The organism is Blastococcus brunescens, assembly GCF_035320885.1.
Taxonomy (GTDB): domain Bacteria; phylum Actinomycetota; class Actinomycetes; order Mycobacteriales; family Geodermatophilaceae; genus Blastococcus_B; species Blastococcus_B brunescens.
The window spans coordinates 3,298,935-3,325,927 of record NZ_CP141261.1 but is presented as its reverse complement, the minus strand read 5'-3'; the positions used below and the strand labels follow the sequence as shown (position 1 = coordinate 3,325,927).

The following is a 26,993-nucleotide window of genomic DNA, read 5'->3' as shown; positions in this document are numbered from 1 at the left end:
GTGTCGAACCAGTCCTGCGTGGACAGCTGGCCGCCGTCCGGCGCGAACCAGGCGAGGTCGCGGGTGCCGCCGGTGCCCGGGATCTCGTGCCCTCGAAGAACGCCTCCTGCCGGAGCACCGGTGCCGAGCGCCGCAGCCGCACGAGGCGGGCGACGAAGGAGCGCAGGTCCTCGTCGACGTCGCTCCAGTCGATCCAGGAGAGCTCGTTGTCCTGGCAGTAGGCGTTGTTGTTGCCCTGCTGGGTGCGGCCGAGCTCGTCGCCGGCGGTGAGCATCGGTACGCCGGTCGAGACGAGCAGCGTCGTGAGCAGGTTGCGCACCTGCCGGTCGCGCAGCGCCTGCACCTCCGGCTCGTCGGTGGGCCCCTCGACGCCGCAGTTCCAGCCGCGGTTGTGGCTCTCGCCGTCCCGGTTGTCCTCGCCGTTGGCCTCGTTGCGCTTGTGCTCGTAGGTGACCAGGTCGCGCATCGGGAAGCCGTCGTGGGCGGTCACGAAGTTGATGGAGGCGAACGGACGCCGGCCGTCGGAGCGGTAGAGGTCGGAGGAGCCCGTGAGCCGGTACGCGAGGTCCCGGACGCCGACGTGCGCGCCGGACCAGACGTCGCGCACGGTGTCGCGGTACTTGCCGTTCCACTCCGTCCACGGCGGTGGGAAGTTGCCCACCTGGTAGCCGCCCGGACCGACGTCCCACGGCTCGGCGATCAGCTTGACGTTGCTCACGACCGGGTCCTGGTGGACGACGTCGAAGAAGGCCGACAGCCGGTCGACGTCGTGCATCGAGCGGGCCAGCGCCGAGGCCAGGTCGAACCGGAAGCCGTCGACGTGCATCTCGGTGACCCAGTACCGCAGCGAGTCCATGAGCAGCGCCAGGACGGCGGGACGGCGGACGTCGAGGGTGTTCCCGCAGCCGGTGTAGTCGGTGTACCGGGACTTGTTGCCGCCGTCGAGCCGGTAGTAGCCGGCGTTGTCGATGCCCTTGAAGGACAGGGTCGGGCCGGTGTGGTCGCCCTCGGCGGTGTGGTTGTAGACGACGTCGAGGATCACCTCGATGCCCGCGGCGTGCAGCTCCTTGACCATCGTCTTGAACTCGAGGACCTGCCCGCCGCCGCTGCCCGAGGAGCTGTAGGCCGCGTGCGGCGCGAGGTAGCCGAGCGTGTTGTAGCCCCAGTAGTTGGTCAGCCCCCGCCGGAGCAGGTGCGGCTCGCTGACGAAGTGGTGCACCGGGAGCAGCTCGACGGCCGACACCCCGAGGGACTGCAGGTGCTCGACGAACGCCGGGTGGGCGAGCCCTGCGTAGGTGCCGCGCAGGTGCGCGGGCACGTCGGGATGGGTCGCCGTCGCCCCTTGACGTGCAGCTCGTAGATGACGGTGTCCGACCACGGGGTGCGCAGCGGCCGGTCGCCGTCCCAGGGGAACGGGTCGTGCACGACGACGCCGCGCGGCACGTAGGGAGCGGAGTCACGGTCGTCGCGGGCCGTGCTGTCGACCACGTCCTCCGGGTAGCCGAACAGTGCCGCGTCCAGGGACAGGTCGCCGTCCACGGCGCGGGTGTAGGGGTCCAGCAGGAGCTTGGCCGGGTTGTGCCGCAGCCCGGCCGCCGGGTCGTAGGGGCCGTGGACGCGGTAGCCGTAGCGCTGCCCGGGACCGACCCCGGGCACCCGCCCGTGCCACACCTGGTGGGTGGTCTCCTCGAGCCGGTGGCGGTGCTCGGTGCCGTCGGCGTCGAAGAGGCAGAGGTCGACCGCCTGCGCCCCGGCCGACCACAGCGCGAAGTTGGTGCCCGTGCCGTCCCAGACCGCGCCGAGGGGTGCCGGGCTGCCCGGCAGCACCTCGCGGCCCCGATCGGCGCCCGTGCGGTCGGTCCCTGGTCCGCTCATGCCGCGATCGTGCCAAGTCCGGAGCCGATGCACCCGCAGGTCGCTGCCTCCGGGTTGGTTGGATGGGGGCGTGTCGAGCGTCGGTGGGCTGGGTGGGGGCGGCGCAGCCGCCGGTGAGGCGGTCGTCGGGATGACCGGGGTCGACGTCGTCCGGGGGACAACCACCTCCTGCGTGGCGTCGGCTGGACCGTCGAGGCCGACCACCGGTGGGTGGTCCTCGGCCCCAACGGGGCGGGGAAGACGACGCTGCTGCAGCTGGCCGCGGCGCAGATGCACCCCACCCGTGGCGAGGTGCGACTGCTGGGGAGGCCCTCGGCGCGGTAGACGTCTTCGAGCTGCGGCCGCGCATCGGGCTGACCAGCGCCTCCCTGGCGCAGCGCATCGCCCCTCGGAGACGACGGGCGACATCGTCGTCTCGGCCGGCTACGCCGTGGTCGGCCGGTGGCGCGAGCGGTACGACGTCCACGACCTGACCCGCGCCGGGATGCTGATGGAGCAGTGGGGGTCGCCCAGTACGCCCACCGTCCGTTCGGCACGTTGAGCGAGGGCGAGCGCAAGCGCACCCAGATCGCGCGCGCCCTCATGCCCGACCCCGAGCTCCTGCTGCTCGACGAGCCGGGCGCCGGGCTGGACCTCGGCGGCCGGGAGGACCTCGTGGCGCGGCTGTCGGGCCTGGCGAAGTACCACTACGCGCCGGCCCAGGTGCTGGTCACCCACCACGTCGAGGAGATCCCGCCCGGGTACACCCACGCGCTGCTGCTGCGCGGGGGCGAGGTGGTCGCCTCCGGCGCCGCCGACGACGTCCTCACCGCCGCGGCGCTGTCGGAGACCTTCGGCCTGCCGCTGTCCCTGACCCGCACCGACGGCCGCTTCACCGCCCGCCGGGCGGGATGACGGCCATCGTGCGCACCGGGGCGGTCACGCGACGGGCGATGACCCTCGTGCGCATGCACGCGGTTCCGACTCCTTCCGGCGGGGTCATAGGGTGCCTGCATGACTGACCCGGAGTTCGTGACCCTGCAGGTGGAGGACGGGGTCGGCACGATCCGCCTCGACCGGCCGAAGATGAACGCGATCGACGAGCAGCTGCACCGGGAGGTCCGGGCCGCGGCCACCGAGGCGGCCGACCGCGCCGACGTGCGGGCCGTCGTGATCTACGGCGGGGAGCGGGTCTTCGCCGCGGGCGCCGACATCAAGGCGATGTCGCAGCTGGACGCCGGCCAGATGGCCGAGTGGGGGACCGAGCTGCAGACCTCCTTCCGGACGGTCGCGCACATCCCCAAGCCGGTCATCGCCGCGATCACCGGCTACGCCCTCGGCGGCGGCTACGAGCTCGCCCTGTGCGCCGACTTCCGGGTGCTCGGCGCGAACGCGAAGATCGGCCAGCCCGAGATCCAGCTCGGCATCATCCCCGGTGCGGGCGGTACGCAGCGCCTCGCGCGGCTGGTCGGTCCCGCCAAGGCCAAGGACCTCGTCTTCACGGGGCGGCACGTCGGAGCGGAGGAGGCGCTGGAGATCGGGCTCGCCGACGCGGTCGTGCCCGACGACGAGGTGTACTCGACGGCCGTGGCCATGGCGAGGAAGTTCGCCGCCGGCCCGCCCCTGGCCCTCGCCGCGGCCAAGCGCGCGATCGACGGGGGCTCGACGGCACCCTCGACGACGGGCTCGCACTGGAGACCCGGCTGTTCGCCGAGCTGTTCGACACCGAGGACCAGAAGACCGGGATGAGCTCGTTCCTCGAGAGCGGCCCGGGAAAGGCAGAGTTCTCGGGCCGCTGATGCGGTGGACAGCGGCCGGTGACCCGATCCGGCGAGGGTTCACCCCACGTTCGTGTGCCGTGACCGCCCCTGGGCGGGGCGGGTCGGCCACAATCTCGACGCCGGCCGCCCAGCGTCAACAGGCGCTGGGCAGGCACGGCGCCACTACCTGGAGGACATGTGCGAGGAACCACCCTGCGAGCCGCGGTCGCCGTCGTGACGACCGGACTCGTGCTGACCGCCTGCGGCTCCGACGACGGCGGGTCCTCGGGCGGCGGCGACGGGTCCGACGCCGCCACCGCCACCTCGGCCGAGGACTTCGGCGGGATGGACGCCCTCATCGAGGCCGCGCAGGAAGAGGGGACGCTCAACGTCATCGCCCTGCCCCCGGACTGGGCGAACTACGGCGAGATGCTGGAGACCTTCAGCGAGAAGTACGACATCGAGATCAACAGCGCCAGCCCCGACGGCTCCAGCCAGGACGAGCTCAACGCCGTCGAGAGCCAGCGCGGTCAGGACCGCGCGCCCGACGTCCTCGACCTCGGCACCGCCTTCGCCCGCCAGGCGCAGGCGCAGGGCCTCCTCGCGCCGTACAAGGTCGAGACCTGGGACGAGATCCCGGAGAACCAGAAGGACGCCGACGGCCACTGGTTCAACGACTACGGCGGCTTCATCTCCATCGGCTGCAACGCCTCGGTGGTCGAGACGTGCCCGACCACCTTCGCCGAGCTGCTCGACCCGCAGTACGCCGGTCAGGTGGCCCTCAACGGCAACCCGACGCAGGCCGCGGCGGCGTTCAGCGGCGTGTGGGCGGCGTCGCTCGCCAACGGCGGCAGCCTGGACGACATCGGCCCGGGCATCGACTTCTTCACGCAGATCAAGGACGCCGGCAACTTCAACCCGGTCGAGATCACCCCGCGACCATCGAGAGCGGCGAGACCCCGATCTCCATCGACTGGGACTACCTCAACGCCTCCTTCACCGAGGAGTTCGCCGAGCAGGGCGTCGAGTGGCAGGTCGCCGTCCCCTCCGACGGAGTGTTCGGCAGCTACTACAGCCAGGCGATCAGCGCGTTCGCCCCGCACCCGGCGGCGGCCCGGCTGTGGCAGGAGTTCCTGTACAGCGACGACGGCCAGAACATCTGGCTGGAGGGCGGCTCCCGTCCGGTCCGGCTGCCGGACATGGAAGAGGCGGGGACCGCCGACGCCGAGGCCCTGGCGGCGCTGCCCGAGGTCGAGGGCGACGTCGAGTTCCCGACCGACGAGCAGCAGACGGCGGCGCAGGCCGTCGTGGCCGAGCGCTGGAACGCGGAGATCTCCGGCTGATCACCGCATCGCAGGACGTGGTCGCGCCGGTCCCTCGCAGGAGGGGCCGGCGCGGCCGCGTGCTCGTCGTCCTCGGCGCGCTGCCGTTCTTCCTGTACGTCGCGACGTTCCTGCTGCTGCCGATCGGCGTGCTCGCCGTCGAGGCGTTCCGCGCGACCGACCCGGTCACGTTCGAGGAGAGCTGGTCGACCGCCTCCGTCCGGGCGGTCACCGAGGGCCCTACGGGCGGTCCTACCTCGGCAGCCTGCAGCTGTCGGCGATCACGGCAGTCCTGGGCGCCGTGCTGGGGCTGGCGCTCGCCGTCGCCGTGCTGCGCGCCCGCCGGGGCCGGCTGCTGCGCCGGCTGGTGCTCACCGCGTCCGGCGTGCTGGCGAACTTCGGCGGCATCCCGCTGGCGTTCGCCTTCATCGCCACGATCGGCACCTCCGGCGTCGTCACCGCGCTGCTCACCGACACCCTCGGTCTGGGCCTCGGCGGCTTCTCGCTCTACTCGATGACCGGGCTGGCGCTGGTCTACCTCTACTTCCTGATCCCGCTGATGGTGCTGACGATCGTCCCGGCACTGGAGGCGCTGCGGCCGCAGTGGCGGGAGGCCGCGGACAACCTGGGAGCGACCGGCTGGCAGTACTGGCGGTACGTCGGCGGGCCGGTCCTCGCCCCGCCGGTGATCGGCGCGACCATGCTGCTGTTCGCCTCGGCCTTCGCCGCATACGCCACCGCCCGGGCACTGGTCGGCAGCAGCATCCCGCTGGTCACGCTGCAGATCGCCGACGCGCTGTCGAGCAACGTCGTCGTCGGCTCGGAGAACCTCGGCAAGGCCCTGGCGCTGGGCATGGTGCTGCTCATCGGCCTGGTGATGATCTTCTACGCCTGGGTGCAGCGCCGCACCCAGCGGTGGCTCTCGTGACGGCGCTGGCCGAGAGCGTCGCCGGCACCGGCGGGGTCGCGCCGGAGACCCCTGTCCGCCCGGGACGTCGCGGTGCGGGTGCCTGGCGGTACGCCGTGCTCGCCGTCCTCGGCGTCTACTTCCTCGTGCCGATCGCCGCGTCGGTCTGGTACACCGTCCGCGAGCGCGACGGCGTCTCGCTGGGGACCTACGCCGAGATCCCCAGCGCCGAGGGCTTCGCGGACTCGTTCACCCGCTCGCTCGCCCTGGCCGGGCTGACCGTCGTCCTCGCGCTGCTGCTCATGGTGCCGACCGTGGTGCTGGTGGACCTCCGGCTTCCCCGGCTGCGGACGACGGTCGAACTGCTCACCCTCATGCCGCTCGTGCTGCCCCCGATCGCGCTGGTCGTCGGCGTGCGCAGCGTGCTGGCCTGGGCGCCGGACTACTTCCTGAACACCTGGCTGGCCGAGGCGTTCTTCGCCCTCCAGGAGCCGGCGCTGCCGTGGATCCTGGTCCTCGTCTACGTCGTCCTCGCGCTGCCGTTCGTGTATCGCGCGCTGGACGCCGGTGTGCGGGGGCGGACCTCCGGACCCTGACCGAGGCCGCGCGCAACCTGGGTGCGTCCTGGCCGCGGGTCCTGGTCTCGGTGGTGCTGCCGGTCCTGCGCACGTCGGTGCTGAACGCCTCCTTCATCACCGTCGCCCTCGTGCTGGGCGAGTTCACCGTCGCCAACATCCTCGGGTTCGAGACGTTCCCGACCTGGATCCTCCGGATCTCCGGTTCGCAGCCGCAGCTCTCCGTGGCCGTCTCGGTGCTCTCGCTCCTCGTCACCTGGCTGCTGCTGTTGATGATCTCCGCGCTGGACCGCCGGCGCGGCACGAAGGAGACCTCATGACCGCCGTGTCCGCCCGGGTCGCCGGGCCGGCCGACCTCCGGGACCGCCCGGGCGTGCCGATCCGGCTCGACGGGCTGACCCGCCGCTACGGCTCGGTGGTCGCCCTCGACGGCCTCGACCTCGACATCGCCGGTGGCGAGTTCCTCGCGCTGCTGGGCCCGTCGGGCTGCGGCAAGACGACGGCGCTGCGGGCGATCGCCGGCTTCGACCAGCCGGACGGCGGCCGGGTGCTCGTCGACGGCCGCGACGTCACCGGCGTGCCGGCCAGCAAGCGGGACATGGGGATGGTGTTCCAGGCCTACAGCCTGTTCCCGAACCTCACGGTCGCCGAGAACGTCGCCTTCGGGTTGCGGGTGCGGCGGCGCCCGAAGACCGAGCAGACCGCCCGGGCGGCGGAGCTGCTGGACCTGGTCGGCCTGGCCGACCGCGCCGCCCGCTATCCGCACCAGCTCTCGGGCGGCCAGCAGCAGCGGGTGGCGCTGGCCCGGGCGCTGGCGGTGGCGCCGCAGGTCCTGCTGCTCGACGAGCCGCTGTCGGCGCTGGACGCACAGGTCCGCGTGCAGCTGCGCGAGGAGATCCGCCGGATCCAGCTCGAGCTCGGCATCACCACGGTCTTCGTCACCCACGACCAGGCCGAGGCCTTGTCGGTCGCCGACCGCGTCGGCGTTCTGCGCAGCGGACGGCTCGAGCAGGTCGACACCCCCGACGAGCTCTACGAGCGGCCGGCGACGGCGTTCGTCGCGGAGTTCGTCGGCACGATGAACCGGGTCCCGGCCACGGTCTCGGGTGGCGAGGTACAGCTGCTCGGTGTGCGCCGTCCCCTGGCCGGCCCGGCGCCCGGGCCGGTCGAGGTCGTCGCCCTGGTGCGTCCCGAGGCGCTGGTGGTGACGGCGGATCCCACCGGGCCCGCACGGGTCGTGACGCGGACCTTCTCCGGCGCGTCGACCCGGGTGCTCGTGGCCCTCGCCGACGGCACGGAGGTCCGGGTCGACGTGCCCAGCGCCACCAGCGGCGACCTCACCCCGGGCGCTGCCGTCGTCGTGACGCCCGCGGAGCGAGCGGTTCTGGCCGTGCCGGCCGAGGCGGCCGCCCAGTCGCGTGCCGGGGCGTAGCGTCGGGGTCGTTCTGGTTCACGTCGAGCACCGGCCCTGTGCGCCGGTGCCGGGCCGGGAGCACGCCCACCGCGTGCCGGTAGCTCCGGCTCAGTCAGGTCGTCCCATGTCCTCCGCCCCGTCCGTGGCCCTGGCCCCGGCACCCGTCGCGACGGCCTCCTCCTGCGCCGTCTGCCCGCACCCGATGGCCGACCACGACCGGATCTCGCTGCGCTTCTGCCAGGCGACCCAGCCGTCCGGCTCCGGCTCAGGCACGACCCGCGGGTGCGTCTGCCCGACCTGATCGGCCGGTGGGTGCGCGATCATGCCGGGGTGACTGACCCCGGAGGCGCACCCACGGACGTCGACCGCTCGGACCCGGCGGGTCGCGCCTGGGTGGACCGCGCCGTGGCCGCGGTCGAGGCCGACGCCCGGCGCAGCGCCGACACGCACCTGCTCGTGTACCCGCTCCCGCCCGAGTGGGGGTGGAGCTGTACCTCAAGGACGAGTCGACCCATCCCACCGGCAGCCTCAAGCACCGGCTGGCACGGTCGCTGTTCCTCTACGGCCTGTGCTCGGGGCAGATCACCGAGGGCACCACCGTCGTGGAGTCCTCCAGCGGGTCCACGGCGGTGAGCGAGGCGTACTTCGCCCGGATGCTCGGACTGCCGTTCGTCGCGGTGATGCCGGCGTCGACCAGCCCCGAGAAGGTCGAGCTGATCGAGTTCCACGGCGGACGGTGCCACTTCGTGGACCGGCCGGCGGACATCTACGACGAGGCCCGGCAGCTGGCGGCGGAGTGCGGTGGCCACTATCTGGACCAGTTCACCAACGCCGAGCGGGCCACCGACTGGCGGGGCAACAACAACATCGCGGAGTCGATCTTCAGCCAGCTCGCGCTGGAGCGGTACCCGACGCCCGAGTGGGTCGTGGTCGGCGCGGGGACGGGCGGCACGAGCGCGACGATCGGCCGCTACCTGCGGTACCGGCGGCTGCCCACCCGGCTGGCCGTCGTCGACCCGGAGGGGTCCTCGTTCTTCCCCGGCTGGCGCGACCGCGCGCCGGCGACGGCGACCGGCCTGTCCTCGCGCATCGAGGGGATCGGCCGGCCGCGGGTGGAGCCGTCGTTCGTCCCGACCATCGTCGACCGGATGATCTGCGTCCCCGATGCCGCCTCCCTGGCGGCCATGCGTGAACTCGAGCGGACGACCGGCCGCCGGGCCGGAGGGTCCACCGGCACCAACCTGTGGGGGCGTTCCAGCTGGTCGCGGAGATGGTCGCCGCCGGCCGCACCGGCAGCGTGGTCACCCTGCTGTGCGACGGCGGCGAGCGCTACGCCCACACCTACTACTCCGACGAGTGGGTGGTGGGGCAGCGTCTGGACCTGGCGCCGCACGCCGCGACGCTGGCCGACTTCGCCGCGACGGGGAATGGCGCGCCCGCTGACGGGCCGGTCGGAACAGAATGGGCCCACCGGGCGGCGACCTGAGCCGCACCGGCCGGCGGGGGCCCGGCGCCGCGTGCGGTCGGGGCGGCCCGGCGTGACCCTCCTCACCCGCCCTCGTACCGCGGCGGCGTTACCAGCCAGTAACCTCCATAGTCGGAGCCAGGCGGGCCCGCGTGCCCGCGTCCTGAACGCGTCCTGAGGAAGGTCAGCGCGATGAACATCGTCGTTCTTGTGAAGCAGGTCCCGGACTCCGGCAGCGAGCGCAAGCTGGACCCGTCCGACAACACCGTCGCCCGTGCCTCGGCCGACAACGTCATCAACGAGATGGACGAGTACGCCATCGAGGAGGCGCTGCTGGTGCGCGACCGGGAGGGTGGTGAGGTCACCGTGCTGACCGTCGGCCCGGACTCGGCGACCGACGCCATCCGCAAGGCGCTGTCGATGGGTGCGGACAAGGCCGTGCACGTGGTGGACGACGCGATCCACGGGTCCTGCGCGGTGCAGACCTCGGGCGTCATCGCCGCGGCCCTGCAGCAGCTGGAGTACGACCTCGTGCTCTGCGGCGCCGAGGCCACCGACGCCCAGCTGAGCGTCATGCCGGCGCTGGTCGCCGAGCGCTTGGGCATCCCGCAGCTGTCCGGTGCCCGCAAGCTCACCGTCGAGGGCGGCATGGCGAGGATCGAGCGGCAGACCGACGGCGGCTACTGGGCGGTGGAGGCGCCGCTGCCGGCGATCGTGTCCACCTGGGACACCATCAACGAGCCGCGCTACCCCTCCTTCAAGGGGATCATGGCCGCGAAGAAGAAGCCGGTGGAGACCAGGTCGCTGGCCGATCTGGGCCTGGACGTCGGCAGCGTCGGCCTGGCCAACGCCACCAGCAAGGTCCTCGACTTCGCCGGCCGCCCGCCGAAGGGCGAGGGCGTGAAGGTTCCCGACGAGGGCGACGGCGCGCAGAAGTTCGTCGAGTTCCTCGCCAGCCAGAAGATCGTCTGACCCGGCCCGGACCGAAGGAAGAGGAGCACTCCCATGGCAGAGGTACTGGTTCTGGCCGAGCTGAACGCGGCCGGCGGCGGCGTTCGCAAGACCACCCTGGAGGCACTGACCGCGGCCCGCGCGCTCGGTGAGCCGTCGGCCGTCGTCCTCGGCGCGCCCGGCACCGCGGCCGGCGTGAAGGACGCCCTGGCCGAGTACGGCGCGGCGAAGGTCTACGTCGCGGAGTCCGAGGACATCGACGGCTACCTCGTGGCCCCCAAGGCCGAGGTCCTGGCGCAGCTGGTCAGCGAGAGGTCGCCGGCCGCCGTGGTGATCCCGTCCTCCCCGGAGGGCAAGGAGATCGCCGGCCGGCTGGCCATCAAGACCGGCAGCGGCTTCCTGACCGACGTCACCGAGATCGCCGCCGACGGCACCGCGACCCAGGTCGCGTTCGCCGGCGCGACGATCGTGCACTCCCAGGTCACGGTCGGCACGCCGATCTACACCCTGCGCGGCAACTCGGTCACTCCGGAGCCGGCCCCCGCGGCCGCCGCCGAGGAGCCGGTGTCGGTGTCGGTGTCGGACTCCGCGAAGCTGGCCCGCGTCACCGACCGGGTCGTGGAGCAGAAGAGCAACCGGCCCGAGCTGACCGAGGCCTCGATCGTGGTCTCCGGTGGCCGTGGGGTGGCCAGCGCGGAGAACTTCGCGATCATCGAGGGCCTGGCCGACTCCTCGGCGCGGCCGTCGGTGCCTCGCGCGCCGCGGTGGACTCCGGCTTCTACCCGCACAGCTTCCAGGTCGGGCAGACCGGCAAGACCGTCTCCCCGCAGCTGTACGTGGCCGTCGGCATCTCCGGCGCCATCCAGCACCGCGCCGGCATGCAGACCTCGAAGACCATCGTGGCCATCAACAAGGACCCCGAGGCCCCGATCTTCGAGCTGGCCGACTTCGGCGTCGTCGGCGACCTGAACACCGTCGTCCCGGCGGCCACCGAGCAGATCACCGCCCGCAGTAAAACACCCCGTCCTCCCCACCTTCGCAAGCTCAGGGCGGGACCCGGGACGGGGCCGCGAGGCCGTTCCAGCATGTCGCGTGTCGGGCGCCGGTCCCCGTGGGGGCCGGCGCTCGGTGCGTCAGTGGCCGCGGTCGGCGCGGTGCTCGACCCACGTGAGCACCGCGGCGACGCGGCGATCGATCTGGGCGGACTCGTGCAGGCCGAGCTTGGTGAAGACAGCGGCGACGTGCTTGCTCACGGCCGATTCCGAGACGTGCAGGTGCGCCGCGATGGCGCCGTTCGTGCGCCCTCGGCCATGCCTCTCAGCACGTCGATCTCCCGTGGCGACAGGTTCCGCAGGGAGACCGTTCGGAACGCCGCCCGGCCGCCAGGAGGGCGTCGACGACCTGGGGGTCGACCACCGACCCGCCCTCGTGCACGGCCCGTAGCGCGCGCACCAGCTCGTCGCGGTCGCCGACCCGGTCCTTGAGCAGGTAGGCCAGCCCGCCGGTGCCCGCCGGTGCCCGCGGCGAACAGGGCGGCGGCGTACGACGCGTCGGCGTGCTGCGACAGCACCACGACCCCGACCCCGGAGTGCTCGGCGCGGACCCTCACGGCGGCGGCGATCCCGTCGGTGGTGAACGACGGCGGCATCCGGATGTCGGTGAGCACGACGTCGGGCTGCAGCTCGCGCACGCGCAGGAGCAGCTCGGGTGCGCTCGCGGCGGTGCCGACCGTCTCGACGTCGTCGCCCTCGTCGAGCAGCCGCCGGACGCCCTCGCGCACCAGGTAGTTGTCGTCGGCGACCACGAGCCGCAGCCTCATCGCGACCGCCCGGGGAAGGCAGCCCGGATGACGGTGCCCCGCCGGGTGCACCCGTGACGGCGAAGCTGCCGCGCAGCGACTCCACCCGGTCCCGGAGGCCGCGCAGTCCCAAGCCCTCGACGGCGGCCGGCGGGACCCCGGGGCCGTCGTCGGCGACCTCCAGCTGCAGGTGCCCGTCGCTGCCGCTGAGCCGGACGACCACCCGGCTCCCGGGCGCGTGCTTCAGCGCGTTGGTCACCGCCTCGGTGACGAGGAAGTAGGCCGCGGCCTCCACGGCCGGCGCCCACCGTGCCTTCGCCTCCCGGTCGGCGCACAGCTCCACCTCGACCGGGAGCGTGCCGAGCCGGCTCTCGATCGCCGGCACCAGGCCGGCGTCCTCGAGCACCGGCGGTCGGATGCCGCGGACGAGCTCCCGCAGCTCGGTCAGCGCCCCGCGCAGCCGGTCGCCGACCTCACCCACGGTGGACCGCGCCTGCTCGGGACGGCGCAGCGTCTGCTCGCGGGCGAGCGCGACGAGCGACAGCGCGGCGACGAGCTGCTGCTGGACGCCGTCGTGCAGATCCCGTTCCAGGGTGCGGCGAGCAGCGTCCTCGGCGTTCACCAGCCGCTCCCTGGACTCGACCAGCCGCCCCTCCAGGGCCCGCACCCGGCGGGTGATCCCGAGGAGCAGCGCCAGCGGGAACAGGGCCAGGGACAGCAGGAAGAGCGGCACGAACACACGCTCCGGCGGGACGGGCAGGTCGCTGAGCTCCACCACCACGACGAGCAGGAGCAGGGCCGCCAGCAGTCCGATGCTGCGCAGCGGCCAGCTGAGCTCCCGCCGGCGCTCGGCGTCACCGGCGCGCCAGCGCAGCCCCAGGACGGCGACGCCCAGCAGGACCCAGGCCGGCTCGGTGATCCGGACGGCGGCGCCGACCGCGGCCAGCGGCTCCAGAACGGGCACCGCGAGCGGATTGGCGTGGACGGCGCCGTCGTCGTCGACGGCGAGCGTCGGCGATCCCAGGAGTTCCAGCAGCGGCGCCACGACGGCCAGGACGACGAGCACCCGTGCCACCCCGACGTGCCACCGGCGGTCCGCCACGCCGTCGGGCAGCCGCGCCAGGGTCGTGACGATGGCGGCGACGGCGCCCAGGAATGAGATCCACCCGGCCGTGCGCAGGATCGCGAAGGCGAGGTCCCCGACGGAGGCGGCCCCGGCGAGGACCTCCACGACGGTGCTGGACCCCAGCAGGAGGGCGGCGGCCAGCAGCGATCGGGCGGCCGGGTTGCGCGGCGTCAGGCAGACGGCCGCGAGACCGGACGCCAGCCAGGCGACCAGGACGACACCGATGAGGACGCCGACGTCGGGCACCGCGTCACTGTGGCAGGCGCGGGCGAGCACGGGGAGGGACCGCGCTGCAGGCCGGACCTGCACCCCGCTGCAGGGAGGTCGACGTCCGGCCCCAGGTCCGGACCAGCTCCGGGCCCCGACGATCGGTGCACCGATGGTCCCGATCGCGAAGGAGCCCGCCGTGAATCGCTCGTCCCTCACCGTCCTGCTGCTGCTCGGCGGCGTCGCCTGGACCGCGGGCCAGGCCGTCCTCCCCGACATGGGGATGGCCTGGTCCGCGCGTCTCGACGCGGTCGCCGACGCCCGCGGAGCCCAGTCCCTGTCGGCCGGGCTCTTCGTCGTGGCGGGCATCCTGCTCGTGGCCGCTGCCGTGGCGGCGGCGCGGCTTGCGATAGGCGGGCGCGGGGCACGGCTGGTCCGCGTCGGCACCGTCCTCCTGGGCCTCGGCGGCATCTGGCTGACCGCGGGCCGGGGGCGTTCAACCTGCAGATGTACCGGCTGACCGACCCGGCGGTGGCACGCGACGCGGCGGTGGACGTCGTCCTCGCCGACATCGGCCCGGGCTTCGTCCCGCTGCTGCTGGCCCTGCCGGCGCTGCTGCTCGGCCCGGTCGTCCTGGCCGTGGGCGTCCGGCGGGCCGGCTCGACCGGGAACCTGCCGTGGCTGGCTCTGGCGTGCTGGGTGGTGGGCATCGGGACGTTCATGGCGACCGAGTTCACTGTCAAGGCGGGCGAGGTGGCCGGTCTGGCCGTGGCGTCCACCGGGCTCGCGCTCCTCGGGACGGCGCTCGGCCGGGTCGTCGCCGCGGCGTCGGACGGCGCGGACGGGGAGGTCGGGATGGTCCCGGCGAGGCAGGCCTGACCGATCGCCGAGAACTCCGGCCGCTCCGGGAAGCCGACGGGGGCGGCCGGAGTTGTGCCCTCCGTGGGGACGAGCCGGCCGCCGACGATCGTCGACCGGGTGCACCGGCTCCAGACCTTCGGGCTGCTCATGCTGGTCACCTTCGTCGCCTTCGAGTCCATGGCGGTGGCCACCGCGATGCCGACGGCGGTCGGCGAGCTGGACGGTCTGGCCTGGTACGGCTGGCCGTTCAGCGCCTTCCTCGTCGCGTCGGTGGTCGGCATGGTGCTGGGCGGGGAAATCGACGACCGCCGCGGGTCCCGCGTCGCGCTGCTCGCCGGCGTGTCCACCTTCGCGGCCGGACTGCTGGCCGCCGGCCTCTCGGGGCACATGGCCGTCTTCGTCGCGGCCCGCGCCATCCAGGGCGTCGGTGCCGGGGCCATCGCGGTCTCGCTCTACGTCGTCGCCGGGCGGGCCTACCGCGCCGAGCTGCGCCCGAAGCTCTTCGCCGCCTTCTCCGCCGCCTGGGTGCTGCCCGCGCTGATCGGCCCGCTGCTCGCGGGGCTCATCACCACGCACGTCGGCTGGCGCTGGGTGTTCCTGGGGATGCTGCCCCTGATCCTCCTCGGGCTGACGCTCCTCCTGCCCGCCCTCCGGAGGTTCGGCGCACCCGCGGGCGTGGCCGCGCCGACGTCCGCCCGCCGGTGGTGGGCCCTCCTCGCCGGCGTCGGCATCGCCGCGCTGCAGTACGCGGGCCAGCGGCTGGACCTGCTCGCCGTCGGCATCGCCGTGGTCGGGGCGGCCGCCCTCGTGGCGGGCATCCGCCCGCTCGTCCCGGCGGGCGCCGCCCGGCTGCGGCCGGGGCTGCCCGCGGTCATCGGCGCACGCGGCCTGCTGGCCGGCGCCTTCTTCGGCATGGACGCGTTGCTGCCCCTGTCGCTGACCCACCTGCACGGGTACGGGCCTACCGCGGCCGGCATCCCGCTGACCGCCGGGGCGCTCGGGTGGGCGATCGCCTCGCAGCTGCAGGGCCGTCGGCCCGACGTCGCCCGCGTCGTGCTCCTCCGGCTCGGCTTCCTGCTCCTGGCGGCCGGGCTCGCGGGCACCGCGCTCGTCGTCGTCCCCGGGCTGGAGGGCTGGCCCACCTACCTGACCTGGGCCGTCGCCGGCCTCGGCATGGGTCTCGGGATGCCCAGCCTGAGCGTGCTGCTCCTGGAGCAGTCGCGGGAGGAGCGCCGGGGTGCCGACTCGGCCGCCTTCCAGATCGCCGACGTCACCACGTCCGCGGTGTGCGTCGGCGTGGTCGGGGTGCTCGTGGCCGCGGCGGCCGCCGGAGCGCTGACCTTCCCGACGGCGGTGCTGCTCGCCGTCGCCGTGCTCACCGCGCCCGCCCTGGTGGGCGCGTGGCTGGCGCCCCGGGCCGGAGCGCCCCCGGGCGCTCCGGCGCCCGCGTCTACGCTCGTTTCGGTGGCCGAGCCTGCGAGGTCACGCGGAGACAGCGGATGACGGTCACAGGGCCGACGAGCGCCAGCGAGGAGAACCGTGTGACCTATCTCGACCATGCGGCGACCACGCCGGTGCTCCCCGAGGTGCTGGCTGCGATGACCGGGCAGCTGGGCCGGGTCGGGAACGCCTCCTCGCTGCACGCCAGCGGCCGGGCCGCCCGTCGCGCGGCCGAGCAGTCCCGCGAGCGGCTCGCCGAAGCGCTGGGGGCCCGCCCGTCCGAGGTGCTCTTCACCGGCGGCGGCACCGAGAGCGACAACCTCGCCGTCAAGGGCCTGTTCTGGGCCCGGCGGCAGGCCGAGGCGCGTCGCCGGCGGATCGTCGTCAGCCCGGCGGAGCACCACGCCGTCCTGGACAGCGTCGAGTGGCTGGCCAAGCACGACGGCGCCGAGATCACCTGGCTCCCCGTCGAGCCGAGCGGGCGGGTGCTCCCGCGCGCGCTGGCCGAGGCGCTGGGCGACGGCGGCGACGTCGCGCTCGCCAGCGTCATGTGGGCGAACAACGAGATCGGCACGGTGAGCGACATCCCGGCGCTGGCCGCCGTCGCGCACGAGGTCGGCGTCCCGTTCCACACCGACGCCGTCCAGGCCGTGGGACAGGTGCCTGTCGACTTCGACGCGAGCGGGGTCGACGCGCTGACCATGACCGGCCACAAGCTCGGCGGCCCGATGGGCGCCGGGGTCCTCCTGCTGCGCCGCGACGCCGAGTGCACGCCGCTGCTGCACGGCGGGGGCAGGAGCGCGACGTGCGGTCCGGCACGCTCGACGTCGCCGCGATCGTCGGACTGGCCGTCGCCACCGTCGCCGCCGTGGGCTCCCGGGAGCAGCGCGCCAGGCGGCTGGCGGCCCTGCGCGACGGGCTCGTCGCCGGGGTCGTGGAGCAGGTGCCCGACGCGCAGCTCAACGGGGCGCCCCTGGACGACGTGCTGGGGTCCGGGCCCGGCCGGTTGCCGGGCAACGCGCACCTGTCGTTCCCGGGGGCGGAGGGCGACGCCCTGCTCATGCTCCTCGACGCCAAGGGCATCGAGTGCTCGACGGGTTCCGCGTGCAGCGCCGGGGTGGCCCGGCCCAGCCACGTCCTGCTCGCCACCGGCGCGGATGCCGAGCGGGCCCGCAGCTCGCTGCGGTTCTCCCTCGGCCACACCTCGACCGAGGCCGACGTCGACGCGGTCCTCGACGTCATCGGCCCCGTCGTCGAGCGCGCCCGACGTGCGGGGCTGGGCCGACGATGAGGGTCCTGGCCGCGATGAGCGGGGAGTGGACTCGGCGGTGGCCGCTGCCCTGGCCGTGGACGCGGGGCACGACGTCACGGGCGTCCACCTGGCGCTCTCGCCGAACCGGCAGACGTTGCGCAGCGGGTCGCGCGGATGCTGCAGCGTCGAGGACTCCCACGACGCTCGTCGGGTGGCCGACGAATTGGGCATCCCGTTCTACGTCTGGGACCTCGCCGACCGGTTCACCGAGGACGTCGTCGAGGACTTCGTGGCGGAGTACGCCGCCGGCCGGACGCCGAACCCGTGCCTGCGCTGCAACGAGAAGATCAAGTTCTCCGCGGTGCTGGACCGGGCCCTGGGGCTGGGCTTCGACGCCGTCGTGACCGGTCACCACGCGCGGCTCGAGGGCGGCGAGCTGCGCCGCTCGGTCGATGCCGGCAAGGACCAGTCCTACGTGCTGGGCGTGCTCACGCCGGAGCAGCTGGCCGCGGCGGTGTTCCCGCTCGGCGGGATGACCAAGGACCGGGTGCGCGAGATCGCGGCCGAGCGCGGCTTCGGCGTCGCGGCGAAGCCCGACTCGCACGACATCTGCTTCATCCCCGACGGCGACACCCGCGGCTTCCTGGCGCGCAGGCTGGGCAGCCTGCCCGGGCCCGTCGTCGACGCGACCACGGGGCAGCGGGTGGGCGAGCACGAGGGGACGTACGGGTTCACCGTCGGCCAGCGGCGCGGCCTCGGGGTGGCAGTGGGGGATCAGCGGCCGCGATACGTGCTGAGCATCGAGCCGGTGTCGCGCACCGTGACCGTGGGGACCGCGGACCTGGCGGGGGTCCCCGGAGTGCTCACCGGCGCCCCGACCTGGACCGGTGCCGCGCCGGAGCTCCCGTTCGCCGCACAGGTGCAGGTGCGCGCCCACGCGACCCCGGTCGGCTGCCGGGTCAGCGCCGGGGACGACGGCGGGCTGCTGATCGAGTTCGCCGACGAGCAGCGGGGCGTGGCCCCGGGGCAGTCCGCGGTGCTCTACGAACCGGATGCCGCGCGCGGGGATCGAGTACTCGGTCAGGCCACCGTGAGGACGGCACGTGAGCGTGACGAAACGGTTCGTTCCTGACTCTTGGTTTTGCCGGAGCCACCGGCTAGCTTCGTGTCGAGCCGCTTTCTCAGCGTGATCATCCGGTTCGGCTCCGCCACATATCGCCTGTTCAGGCCGCCCGAAAGGCGGTCTGTTGCCGCATGTCCTCGGAGGACTCCCGTGCGCAGAACGCGCGTCACCATGGCCGGCGCCCTCGCGGTCTCGGTTCTCGTCGTCGGCCTCCCGGTCGCAGCGTCCGCAGCCCCCAAGGCTGCCACTCCGGCCGCGGACATCCCGGTCCAGTTGCTGGCCATGAACGACTTCCACGGGCGCATCTCCGAGACCACCGGAGGGGACAGCGAGCTCGTCGTCGGGCCTGGCCCGGACGGGATGTACGGCGACCCCGACCCGGAGAACGACGAGATCGAGGCCGACGACGAGACCGTGGTCGTCGGCGGTGCGGCGAACATCGCGAGCGCCGTCCACCGTGCCCGCAGCGCGTTCGTCGGCGAGGGCGGCGAGGAGCAGGCCTCGTTCTTCGTCGGTGCCGGCGACCTCGTCAGCGCCTCGCCGTACAACTCCAGCGTCTTCAAGGACGAGCCGACGATCGAGGTCCTCAACGCGATGGGCCTGGACGTGTCCTCGGTGGGCAACCACGAGTACGACCGCGGTACCGAGGAGCTGCGCCGCATCTCCGCAGCAACGGACGGGAGCTACAGCGACGACGTGAGCGCCTGCCCCGAGACCCTCGGGGGTGAGCCGTTCGTCGAGGGCGAGGACGGTTGCTTCGGCGAGGGCCGGCATGCCTTCGAGGGTGCCGAATTCCCTATCTGGCCGCGAACGTCGTCATGGCCGGCACGGAGAACACCACTCAGGAGCCGATGCTCCCGCCGTACCAGGTCTTCGACGTGGGCAACGGCAAGAAGCTGGCGCTCATCGGCGTCGTCACCGACACGACGCCGACCATCGTCGCTCCCGGCGGCATCCAGGACGTCGCCTTCATCGACGAGGCGACGGCGGTCAACCGCTGGGTCCCGGAGCTGCAGGAGCAGGGCATCGAGGCGATCGGTGTGCTGCTGCACGAGGGCGCGGAGAACACGGGGAGGACTCGAACGAGAGCGACGGCTGTGACCAGCTCAGCGGCCCCGCCGTCGACATCCACAACGCAGTCGTGCCGGCGGTCGACCTCATCGTCACCGCGCACAGCCACCAGGCCTACAACTGCATGCTCACGGACCAGGCCGGCCAACCGCGGCTCGTCACCCAGGCCGGCTACTACGGTCGGCTGATCAGCGACATCCGCCTGACCCTCGACGGCGAGACCGGCGACGTCGTCCGGTTCTGCGAGGACTACCGCGCGGACAACCTGCCGGTGACGAGGGAGAGCCCCGACCGCAGGATCGCGTCGATCGTCCGGTACTGGGACCAGCGTGCCCAGGAGGAGGGCAGCCTCCCCGTGGGTGTCACCACCGCGCCCATCACGCGGGCGGCGGGGGCCGCCCGCGACGCCGAGTCGAGCCTCGGGAACCTCATCGCCGAGGCGCAGCTCCACGGCGTGCAGGAGGCGCAGTACGGGCCTCCGGTCATCGCCTTCATGAACCCGGGCGGGCTCCGCGCCGACCTGCCGGCCGGGCAGCTCACCTACGCCGACCTGTTCGCCGTCCAGCCGTTCGGTAACACCGTGAACACGATCGATCTCACGGGTGCGGAGATCCGGGCCTTGCTCGAGCAGCAGTTCCAGCTCGACGGCCCGCGAGAGAGCCAGCTGATCCTGGGGACGTCCGAGGGCTTCAGCTACCGGTACGACCTCGGCAACCCCTACGGCCAGCGGGTCGATCCGCTGTCGATCACCCTCGACCCCGACCGCGACGGCCCTCTCGAGCCGGCGCTGATCGACCCGGCGCAGACGTACCGCGTGGCGGCGAACTCCTTCCTCATCGGGGGCGGCGACCAGTTCACCGCCTTCACCAACGGGGAGAACCCGGTCACCGGCCCGCTCGACGTCGACACCGCGGTCGCCTACTTCGCGGCCGAGGGCACGGTCGCCCCGCCGGCCGTGGGGCACGGCCAGGCGACGGACTTCGCGCCGCCGGCGCCGGCCGAGGGGCTCGGAGGAGACGAGGGCGAGGAGCCGGCCGAGCCCACGGTCGTGGACGCCTCCAGCGGTCTCGACGGACCCGCCACCTCCGGTCCTGGGTGCGACGCGACGGCGGTGATCGATCCGGCCGATCCCGCGCGCGGGGAGAAGGTGACCGTCACGGGAGCCAAGTTCGGCGCCGGTGAGGAGGTCACGGCCGTGCTGGTCGACCGCTCGCGCACGCTGGGCTCGGCCAGGGCCGACGATCAGGGAACGGTGACGATCGCCTTCACGGTGCCGCGGAACCTTCCGGCAGGCGCGCACACGGTGCAGTTGACCACGCCTTCCGGCGAGACGGCGACGACCGAGTTCACCGTCACGCCGGTCCAGCAGGAGGTCCGTGACACGGTCAAGCAGTTCGTGCAGAACGCCATCCAGAAGCTGCTGGCCTGGTTGTTCCGCCGCTGACCGACGCACTGACCGGGACCACGACGGCGTCGGGCTACCGTCGCCGTCGTGACCTCCCCGACCGACAGCACTGACGACCGGAGGCCGGTCCCCATCCCGTGGGGGCCGGCCTCCGGCGTCGGGTCGCTGCCCGGGACCGACCCGGCTGAGGCGGTGCGGCTGGTCGTCGGCGAGCTGCCGGACTTCGCGCACCTGCCCGAGCTGCCGGCACGGGGGCCCGGGGCCGACCTGATCGGCCGCAGCGCCGCCCTGCTCGTGGACCTGGCGTTCGACCTCACGCCCGGTGGATGGCGGCTGGTGCCGCGCCCTGGCATCGACCAGCGCCGGGCCGAGGAGTTCCTCGCCCGCGACCTCGACGCCCTCCACGACGTCGCCGCCGGGTGGGTCGGGCCCTTCAAGGTGCAGGCCGCCGGACCGTGGACCCTGGCCGCCGGTCTCGAGCGCACCCGCGGCGACCGCGCGGTGGTGGACGCAGGCGCGCGCCGGGACCTGGCGCAGTCGCTGGCGGAGGGCCTGGCCGGGCACGTCGCCGCGGTGGCCGCGCGGCTCCCCGGCGCCCAGGTCGTCGTGCAGCTCGACGAGCCCTCGATCCCGGCCGTGCTCCAGGGTGGCCTGCCCACCGTCAGCGGGTTCGGCAAGCTGGCCGCGGTCGAGGCCACCGTCGTCGAGCAGGAACTGGCCGAGCTCGTCTCCCGGCTGCCCGTGCCGGTCCTGGTGCACTGCTGCGCGTCCCGGGCACCCCTGGAGCTGTTCCGGTCCGCCGGTGCCGCGGCGATCTCCTTCGACCTCGGCCTCGTGCAGGACCTGGACGCCGCCGGCACCGCCGTCGAGGCGGGCACCCACCTGTTCCCCGGCGTCGTCCCCGGCACGGACACCACGCTGCCCGCGCCGAAGGCCACCGCGACGCGGGTGCAGGCCTGGTGGCGGGAGCTCGGCTTCCCGCCGACGACCTCGCGGCGGCGGTGACGCTGACCCCGGCATGCGGGTTGGCCGGCGCGACACCGGCGTACGCGCGCGCGGCGATGGCGCACGTACGCGACGCCGCGAGGTACCTGCGACCGGAGTGACGCGACACGGCACCGTCCGGAGGAACGAGCCGGGGTGGCGCGCGGCAGCACCTAGCCTGCCCCGGTGCTCGAGACCTCGATCGACGGTGTGCCGGTCTTCTTCGCCGAGGGCCCGCCGCCCTTCACCGCGGGCCTGGTGTTCGGCGTGGGCCGGCGCGACGAGACCTTCGTGTCCGGTGGGGTGACGCACCTCGTCGAGCACCTGGCGATGCGGGCCGTCGGGCGCACGACGATCGAGTCGAACGCCTCGGTGGACCTCACCGCCACGGAGTTCGTCGCCAGCGGCTCGCCCGACCGGGTGGTCGCCTTCCTGCGTGCGGTCTGCCTGGCCCTGGCCGACCTGTCCACCGAGCAGCTCGCCGTCGAGGCCGACGTCCTGCGCGCCGAAGGCGGAACGGTCGCGGCCCCGCCGGTGGCACTGCTGCTCGGTGAGCTCTTCGGCGCCTCCGGAGCGGGGCTCGCCGGTGCGCGGGAGCCGGCGCTGCGGTCCCTCGATGCCGCGACCGTCCGCGACTGGGCCGGCCGGTACTTCGTCCGCGGCAACGCGGCGCTGTGGCTGTCGGGTCCGGTGCCCGAGGGACTCGAGCTGCCTCTTGCCGACGGCCCGGCCCCGCGCGGGCGCCGCAGTACCGGCGGGCGCTGGCGGTTCCCGCCTGGGGCCATCTGTCGATCGACGAGCACGTCGCATTCGGCGCGGAGCTGCCGGCCCACCCGGCGCTCAGCGCCACGATCGGCATCCTCCGCACGCGGCTGGAGGACGAGCTGCGCCACCGACGTGGCGTCGCGTACGCCGTGCAGGCCGACAAGCTGGCGGTCGACCCGGAGTCGCGCGTGCTCGTGATCACCAGCGACGTGCGCTCCGGCCACGAGGTCGTGGCCGCCGGGACGATCTGGCGGGCGGTGCAGCGTCTCGCCGATGACGGTCCGTCCCAGGCCGAGGTGGAGCAGGAACGGACCGAGATCCAGACCTACCTCGAGGATCCGAGGTCGGACGTCGAGGCCGCGCGGGCCTTCGCGCACGCGGCGGTCACCGGAGTGCCGGCGATCGACGCCGACACGATCCGCGAGGACGCCGCTGCCCTGACCGTCGAGTCCGTCCGCGAGGTGTCCACGGCACTGCGGAACTCCGCCGTCCTCATGGTGTCGGGGAGGTGGAGCTGGGGCTTCCCGGCATGCGGCGACTGCCGGAGTGGTCGCCCGACGTCGTCGCCGGACGGGTCTTCACCCGGAAGCGCCTGCGGGGGTGCCCAAGGACGCGCGGCTGGTCGTGGGGAGGACGGCGCGACCCTCGTGCTGGACGAGGACCGCCGGATCACCGTGCGGTGGCGGGACGTCGTCGGCCTCGTCCGGCAGGGCCCGGGGAGTGGGCGCTGGTGGGCAGGGAGGGGTTCAGCCTCCCCGTGTCGGAGGACGACTGGCGGGAGGGCGCCGAGGCCGTGGCGACGCTCCGGTCCGCCGTTCCAGCGGAGCTCCAGGTCGTCGACGACGACGCCGCGGACGACGGCCTGCTGCTCCTCCGCGCACCCGCCCATCGCGTGGCCGAGGCAGTCGCGCTCGGGAGCTACGGCGCGACGCTCGTCACCAACGGGGAGTGGACCGCCGTTGTGGCCGACGGCGACCGTCCTGCCGAGGCCGTGGCCGACGACCTCTCGGCGGTGGTCGGGCGCCGGACGACCGGGATCGTGCTCCGGCGCACGCACGTGGAGGTCGAGTACGTCCTGCTGCGTGGCGCCAAGCCGGTCGACCGCCATCAGTGGGGTGTGACCGCCGGGGACCCGAAGCTGCTGGCCGAGGCGGTCGACCGGCCCGAATCGCACACGTCCTACCTGCTGGGAGTCGCCGGCTCCCCGGTCGAGGTGATCGCCCACGCAGTCCAGGCCCTGGGCCTGCCGCAAGAGGTCCCGGGACTCCTGGACGGCGCTCCGGCCACGGGCCAGCGGGTCGAGAGCAGGGGCATCCTCGGCGGTGTGCGGGCCTCCGTCCGGGGTGACTTCGCGCCGCCGGAGGGCACCGGGCACGCGCTGGACCGGTACATGCGGCTGAGCCGGACGAGGCCCCGCTGGTTCCGTGCCGTCAACGCCGCTGCCGCGGTCGTCTACGGGCTCGTGGTCTGGGGCCTGGTGATGTGGGGAGAGGGTCTCCCGGACTGGCGCTTCGTGCTCTTCGCGGTCCTCTGCGGGCTCGGCCTGGCCAACGCCCTGTGGGACACCCGCCCGCCCCGACGCCCGAAGGACGACGCCCCGGAGGCTCTCCGGCGGGAGCCGACCCCGACCGGGTGACCGTCGGTCCACCGTCGTACCCGCCGGATACCGTCTGCCCGTGAGCACCGACGCCGAACTCGACGCCCCCGAGGTCGCGGCCGCGACCGAGCGCGAGGACGTCACCGAGGTCCCCGACGACGCCCGGACCCGGCACCGCGACCTGTCGGAGGAGCTGGACCGGTACGCCTTCGCGTACTACGTGCGCGACGAGCCGTTGGTCAGCGACGGTCAGTACGACGAGCTGATGGGCGAGCTCAAGGCGATCGAGGCCGCCCACCCGGCGCTGGTCACGCCCGAGTCGCCGAGCCAGAAGGTCAACGGCGGGTTCACCGCCACCTTCGCCCCCGTGCAGCACCTCGAGCGCATGCAGAGCCTCGACAACGCCTTCTCCAGCGACGAGCTGTCGGCGTGGGCGGCCCGGGTCGAGCGCGAGGGCGCCGCCGGGGCGGCCTACTTGTGCGAGCTCAAGGTGGACGGCGTCGCGGTCGCGATCGTCTACGAGAACGGCCGGATGGTCCGGGCCGCCACTCGCGGTGACGGGACGACGGGGAGGACGTCACCGCCAACGTGCGCACGATGGAGAACGTCCCGCAGCAGCTGAGCGGAGAGGACGTGCCGGAGCTGCTCGAGGTTCGCGGCGAGATCTACTTCCCGGTGGCCGGCTTCGCCGACGTCAACGCCGGTCTGGTCGAGGCGGGCAAGGCCCCGTTCGCGAACCCGCGCAACGCCGCTGCGGGCTCCCTCCGGCAGAAGGACCCGAAGGTCACCGCCTCCCGGCCGCTGCGGCTCGTGGTGCACGGCGTCGGCGCGCACCGTGGCTTCGAGCCCGGCCGGCAGTCCGCCGCCTACGACCGGCTGCGCTGTCTCGGCCTGCCGGTCAGCGACCGGTATCGCGTGGTCGACGACCTCGCGGCCGTCTGGGCCTTCATCGAGGAGACCAAGGAGCGGCGGCACTCCGTCGAGCACGAGATCGACGGAATCGTCGTCAAGGTCGACCAGTACGCCCTCCAGCGCCGGCTGGGCTCGACGTCGCGTGCCCCGCGCTGGGCCATCGCCTTCAAGTACCCGCCGGAGGAGGCCACCACCACGCTTCTCGACATCCGCGTGAACGTCGGACGCACCGGGCGGGTGACCCCGTTCGCGTACATGGAGCCGGTGAAGGTCGCCGGATCCACCGTCCAGCTGGCCACGCTGCACAACGCGTCCGAGGTGAAGCGCAAGGGCGTGCTGATCGGCGACAGCGTCGTCATCCGCAAGGCCGGTGACGTCATCCCCGAGGTGCTCGGCCCGGTCGTCGCCGCGCGCGACGGTTCCGAGCGCGAGTTCGTCATGCCCTCCCACTGCCCGGAGTGCGGCACCGAGCTGCGGCCGGAGAAGGAGGGCGACGCCGACATCCGCTGCCCGAACGCCCGGTCCTGCCCGGCGCAGCTGCGGGAGCGGGTCTTCCACGTGGCCGGACGCGGTGCCTTCGACATCGAGAACCTCGGCTACGAGGCGGCCATCGCGCTGCTGCAGAGCTCGCTGCTGCAGGACGAGGGTGACGTGTTCTTCCTCGACGAGGAGAAGCTGCAGCGCGCCCCGTTGTTCACGAAGAAGGACGGGACCCTGTCGGCCAACGGCGCGAAGCTGCTGGCCAACCTGCAGCGCCGCAAGGACGTCCCGCTGTGGCGGGTGCTGGTGGCGCTGTCCATCCGGCACGTGGGACCGACCGCCGCCCAGGCGCTGGCTCGCGACTTCCGCTCCCTCGACCGCATCGCCGGGGCGAGCGAGGAGGAGCTCGCCGCGGCCGACGGCGTCGGGCCGACGATCGCGCGGGCGATTCGCGACTGGTTCGCCGTCGACTGGCACCGCGAGGTCGTCGAGAAGTGGCGCCGGGCCGGGGTGCGCATGGTCGACGAGGGCAGCGATGCCGGTCCGGGGCCCCTGACCGGCGTCACCGTCGTCGTGACCGGCTCGCTGCGCGACTACAGCCGCGACCAGGCCACCGCCGCCATCCAGGAGCGCGGCGGCAAGGTCACCGGCTCGGTGTCGAAGAAGACCGGCTTCGTCGTCGTCGGGGCCGACCCGGGCAGCAAGTACGACAAGGCCGTGCAGGTCAAGGCGCCGGTCCTCGACGACGACGGGTTCCAGGTCCTGCTGGACGACGGCCCCGAGGCAGCCCGTGCGGTGGCCACGATCGGAGACGGCTCCGACGCCTGACGCTACCGAGCGCTCAGGCGGGGGCAGCGACGCCACGGTGGTCGCGATCCCGGTCAGGTGCGCCAGCCGCAGCAGCTCCGAGCGGCGGAAGGCGGGGCCGCCCGACCGGCCCAGCACCACCGCGCAGCCGGGGCCCCCGTACGGCGCCGCCATCATCTCGATGGCCATCTCCTGCCACCGCTCCGGCAGCCAGTCGTCCTCGCTGGGCAGCAGACACGGCCCGGCCAGCGGCATCCACGGGAGCGTGAGCCCGTCGAAGGCGGGAGCGGCATCGGACGTGGCGGCCACCTCCCACGGCCGGCCGCCGCGGGACGCCTCCACGGCCGACAGCACCACCGCCCACCCGCAGTGGAAGACCCGCGGCAGCTCCGCGGCCAGCAGCTTCGCCGACAGGGCGGGCTCGGGCGGCGTTGCGGCGGCCCGGGCCAGCGCGTCGAGCAGCTCCAGCTCCCGATGGGTGTCCAGCGGGCCCGCGAAAGGGCGGAGGCTCTCCACCGAGACGCCGGGCACGGTCTGCGCGGCGGTGATCAGGCTGTCGGGCAGCCGGCCCTCCGGGAGATCCACCACGACGTCGTCCACGGCCACGCCGTTGCCGCGCTCCAGGACGTCGAGGGAGACGATGTCGATCCCGGCGGTGCCGAGGGCGGTGGCGACGGCGCCGAGGATGCCGGGCTTGTCGGGCACCACGAGGCGCAGGAGATAGGACACGGTTCCTCCGGGGTCGTCAGGCCCCTGCTGGTCCCGGTGCGAGCGTGCGAGTGGCGGGCGCAGGGGTCCTTGTTCGATCTCCGTCGATCGCGATGGGTGCACCCTCTCACGTCGCCGTCCGCGGGAGGCGGGGCCCGAGGACCCCCACGTAGAGTGGCCCGGTCACGTACCCGGCCGAGAACCGAGCC

23 protein-coding genes and 7 pseudogenes are annotated in these 26,993 nt (G+C 73.6%); 24 read left to right on the top strand and 6 right to left on the bottom strand.

The window, feature by feature from the left end; translation table 11 throughout:
- Window positions 1-139 precede the first annotated feature (139 nt).
- Window positions 140-1,285: pseudogene (gene glgX, locus U6N30_RS22340) on the bottom strand (glycogen debranching protein GlgX); the annotation flags it as partial.
- Window positions 1,174-1,875, bottom strand: a complete 702-nt coding sequence (locus U6N30_RS22335) for a hypothetical protein (protein WP_324274013.1) — start codon at window positions 1,873-1,875, stop codon at window positions 1,174-1,176. The pseudogene glgX and the gene U6N30_RS22335, both read right to left, overlap by 112 nt.
- 210 nt (window positions 1,876-2,085) lie before the next feature.
- Between U6N30_RS22335 and U6N30_RS22330 the strand changes: the two genes are divergently transcribed.
- The 12 genes and pseudogenes from U6N30_RS22330 to U6N30_RS35665 all read left to right on the top strand — a co-directional run.
- Window positions 2,086-2,199 carry an ATP-binding cassette domain-containing protein gene (locus U6N30_RS22330; protein ID WP_324274012.1) on the top strand — a complete coding sequence of 38 codons (114 nt, stop codon included), beginning with the start codon at window positions 2,086-2,088 and terminating at the stop codon, window positions 2,197-2,199.
- Between the two features lie 174 nt (window positions 2,200-2,373).
- Window positions 2,374-2,769: an ATP-binding cassette domain-containing protein gene (locus U6N30_RS22325; protein WP_324274011.1), complete on the top strand. Its 396-nt coding sequence runs from the start codon at window positions 2,374-2,376 to the stop codon at window positions 2,767-2,769.
- 99 nt (window positions 2,770-2,868) lie between these two features.
- Window positions 2,869-3,603 (top strand): enoyl-CoA hydratase/isomerase family protein, encoded by a 735-nt coding sequence (locus tag U6N30_RS22320; RefSeq protein ID WP_324274010.1) that lies wholly within the window; start codon window positions 2,869-2,871, stop codon window positions 3,601-3,603.
- A 245-nt stretch (window positions 3,604-3,848) separates the two neighbouring features.
- Complete coding sequence (locus tag U6N30_RS22315) at window positions 3,849-5,864, top strand: extracellular solute-binding protein (protein ID WP_324274009.1); 2,016 nt, start codon at window positions 3,849-3,851, stop codon at window positions 5,862-5,864.
- Window positions 5,852-6,439 (top strand): ABC transporter permease subunit, encoded by a 588-nt coding sequence (locus U6N30_RS22310; protein ID WP_324274008.1) that lies wholly within the window; start codon window positions 5,852-5,854, stop codon window positions 6,437-6,439. Before U6N30_RS22315 ends, U6N30_RS22310 begins: the two co-directional genes overlap by 13 nt.
- A gap of 50 nt (window positions 6,440-6,489) precedes the next feature.
- Window positions 6,490-6,738, top strand: a complete 249-nt coding sequence (locus U6N30_RS22305) for a hypothetical protein (RefSeq protein ID WP_324274007.1) — start codon at window positions 6,490-6,492, stop codon at window positions 6,736-6,738.
- Entirely contained in the window at window positions 6,735-7,850 is a 1,116-nt protein-coding gene (locus U6N30_RS22300) for an ABC transporter ATP-binding protein (RefSeq protein ID WP_324274006.1), read from the top strand. Before U6N30_RS22305 ends, U6N30_RS22300 begins: the two co-directional genes overlap by 4 nt.
- A 106-nt stretch (window positions 7,851-7,956) precedes the next feature.
- The gene (locus tag U6N30_RS34445; RefSeq protein ID WP_422677969.1) at window positions 7,957-8,133 is read left to right on the top strand and encodes an RGCVC family protein; all 177 of its coding nucleotides are present in this window, start codon (window positions 7,957-7,959) and stop codon (window positions 8,131-8,133) included.
- Window positions 8,134-8,308: 175 nt separating this feature from the next.
- Window positions 8,309-9,475: a PLP-dependent cysteine synthase family protein gene (locus U6N30_RS22290; protein ID WP_324274004.1), complete on the top strand. Its 1,167-nt coding sequence runs from the start codon at window positions 8,309-8,311 to the stop codon at window positions 9,473-9,475.
- Window positions 9,476-9,489: 14 nt separating this feature from the next.
- Window positions 9,490-10,269 carry an electron transfer flavoprotein subunit beta/FixA family protein gene (locus U6N30_RS22285; protein WP_324274003.1) on the top strand — a complete coding sequence of 260 codons (780 nt, stop codon included), beginning with the start codon at window positions 9,490-9,492 and terminating at the stop codon, window positions 10,267-10,269.
- Window positions 10,270-10,302: 33 nt separating this feature from the next.
- A pseudogene (locus U6N30_RS35670) lies at window positions 10,303-10,773 on the top strand (electron transfer flavoprotein subunit alpha/FixB family protein); the annotation flags it as partial.
- Window positions 10,774-11,012: 239 nt separating this feature from the next.
- Window positions 11,013-11,072 (top strand): annotated as a pseudogene (locus tag U6N30_RS35665) (hypothetical protein); the annotation flags it as partial.
- Between the two features lie 309 nt (window positions 11,073-11,381).
- Here the strand turns inward: U6N30_RS35665 and U6N30_RS34435 are convergent.
- The 3 genes and pseudogenes from U6N30_RS34435 to U6N30_RS34425 form a co-directional block, all read right to left on the bottom strand.
- A complete protein-coding gene (locus tag U6N30_RS34435) occupies window positions 11,382-11,501 on the bottom strand; it encodes a hypothetical protein (RefSeq protein WP_422678138.1) in 120 nt (39 codons plus the stop codon).
- On the bottom strand, window positions 11,498-12,067 hold the full coding sequence (locus U6N30_RS34430; RefSeq protein ID WP_422678137.1) for a response regulator: 570 nt from the start codon (window positions 12,065-12,067) through the stop codon (window positions 11,498-11,500). Before U6N30_RS34430 ends, U6N30_RS34435 begins: the two co-directional genes overlap by 4 nt.
- Window positions 12,068-12,119: 52 nt before the next feature.
- Window positions 12,120-13,658 (bottom strand): annotated as a pseudogene (locus tag U6N30_RS34425) (sensor histidine kinase); the annotation flags it as partial.
- On the opposite strand from U6N30_RS34425, the gene U6N30_RS22265 reads away from it, so the two are divergent.
- The 12 genes and pseudogenes from U6N30_RS22265 to ligA all read left to right on the top strand — a co-directional run bounded on the left by U6N30_RS22265 (window position 13,579) and on the right by ligA (window position 26,097).
- The gene (locus U6N30_RS22265; protein ID WP_324274001.1) at window positions 13,579-13,899 is read left to right on the top strand and encodes a hypothetical protein; all 321 of its coding nucleotides are present in this window, start codon (window positions 13,579-13,581) and stop codon (window positions 13,897-13,899) included. The pseudogene U6N30_RS34425 and the gene U6N30_RS22265 sit on opposite strands and share 80 nt — an antisense overlap.
- A complete protein-coding gene (locus U6N30_RS22260; protein ID WP_324274000.1) occupies window positions 13,887-14,258 on the top strand; it encodes a hypothetical protein in 372 nt (123 codons plus the stop codon). Before U6N30_RS22265 ends, U6N30_RS22260 begins: the two co-directional genes overlap by 13 nt.
- A gap of 99 nt (window positions 14,259-14,357) precedes the next feature.
- Window positions 14,358-15,743: an MFS transporter gene (locus U6N30_RS22255; protein WP_324273999.1), complete on the top strand. Its 1,386-nt coding sequence runs from the start codon at window positions 14,358-14,360 to the stop codon at window positions 15,741-15,743.
- Window positions 15,740-16,971: pseudogene (locus U6N30_RS22250) on the top strand (cysteine desulfurase family protein). The gene U6N30_RS22255 and the pseudogene U6N30_RS22250 overlap by 4 nt, the downstream one beginning before the upstream one ends.
- The gene (mnmA, locus tag U6N30_RS22245) at window positions 16,949-18,064 is read left to right on the top strand and encodes a tRNA 2-thiouridine(34) synthase MnmA (RefSeq protein ID WP_324273998.1); all 1,116 of its coding nucleotides are present in this window, start codon (window positions 16,949-16,951) and stop codon (window positions 18,062-18,064) included. The pseudogene U6N30_RS22250 and the gene mnmA overlap by 23 nt, the downstream one beginning before the upstream one ends.
- Window positions 18,065-18,205: 141 nt before the next feature.
- Window positions 18,206-19,156 carry a metallophosphoesterase family protein gene (locus U6N30_RS22240; RefSeq protein WP_324273997.1) on the top strand — a complete coding sequence of 317 codons (951 nt, stop codon included), beginning with the start codon at window positions 18,206-18,208 and terminating at the stop codon, window positions 19,154-19,156.
- A gap of 40 nt (window positions 19,157-19,196) precedes the next feature.
- A complete protein-coding gene (locus U6N30_RS22235; RefSeq protein ID WP_324273996.1) occupies window positions 19,197-20,570 on the top strand; it encodes a bifunctional metallophosphatase/5'-nucleotidase in 1,374 nt (457 codons plus the stop codon).
- Between the two features lie 48 nt (window positions 20,571-20,618).
- A complete protein-coding gene (locus tag U6N30_RS22230; RefSeq protein WP_324273995.1) occupies window positions 20,619-21,536 on the top strand; it encodes a uroporphyrinogen decarboxylase/cobalamine-independent methonine synthase family protein in 918 nt (305 codons plus the stop codon).
- Between the two features lie 165 nt (window positions 21,537-21,701).
- Complete coding sequence (locus U6N30_RS22225) at window positions 21,702-22,478, top strand: peptidase M16 family protein (RefSeq protein WP_324273994.1); 777 nt, start codon at window positions 21,702-21,704, stop codon at window positions 22,476-22,478.
- Entirely contained in the window at window positions 22,430-23,401 is a 972-nt protein-coding gene (locus tag U6N30_RS22220; RefSeq protein ID WP_324273993.1) for a hypothetical protein, read from the top strand. Before U6N30_RS22225 ends, U6N30_RS22220 begins: the two co-directional genes overlap by 49 nt.
- Window positions 23,320-23,916, top strand: coding sequence for a hypothetical protein (locus U6N30_RS22215; RefSeq protein WP_324273992.1), 597 nt, complete (start codon window positions 23,320-23,322; stop codon window positions 23,914-23,916). Before U6N30_RS22220 ends, U6N30_RS22215 begins: the two co-directional genes overlap by 82 nt.
- Before the next feature lie 226 nt (window positions 23,917-24,142).
- Window positions 24,143-26,097, top strand: a pseudogene (gene ligA / locus U6N30_RS22205) (NAD-dependent DNA ligase LigA).
- A gap of 591 nt (window positions 26,098-26,688) precedes the next feature.
- Here the strand turns inward: ligA and U6N30_RS22200 are convergent.
- Window positions 26,689-26,781 (bottom strand): annotated as a pseudogene (locus U6N30_RS22200) (ACT domain-containing protein); the annotation flags it as partial.
- Between the last annotated feature and the right edge of the window lie 212 nt (window positions 26,782-26,993).

Coding starts and splice junctions, on each gene's coding strand:
- U6N30_RS22335 (WP_324274013.1), bottom strand. CDS start 1,875: ATGAGCGGACCAGGGACCGACCGCACGGGCGCCGATCGGGGCCGCGAG.
- U6N30_RS22320 (WP_324274010.1), top strand. CDS start 2,869: ATGACTGACCCGGAGTTCGTGACCCTGCAGGTGGAGGACGGGGTCGGC.
- U6N30_RS22300 (WP_324274006.1), top strand. CDS start 6,735: ATGACCGCCGTGTCCGCCCGGGTCGCCGGGCCGGCCGACCTCCGGGAC.
- U6N30_RS34445 (WP_422677969.1), top strand. CDS start 7,957: ATGTCCTCCGCCCCGTCCGTGGCCCTGGCCCCGGCACCCGTCGCGACG.
- U6N30_RS22285 (WP_324274003.1), top strand. CDS start 9,490: ATGAACATCGTCGTTCTTGTGAAGCAGGTCCCGGACTCCGGCAGCGAG.
- U6N30_RS34430 (WP_422678137.1), bottom strand. CDS start 12,067: ATGAGGCTGCGGCTCGTGGTCGCCGACGACAACTACCTGGTGCGCGAG.
- U6N30_RS22260 (WP_324274000.1), top strand. CDS start 13,887: ATGTACCGGCTGACCGACCCGGCGGTGGCACGCGACGCGGCGGTGGAC.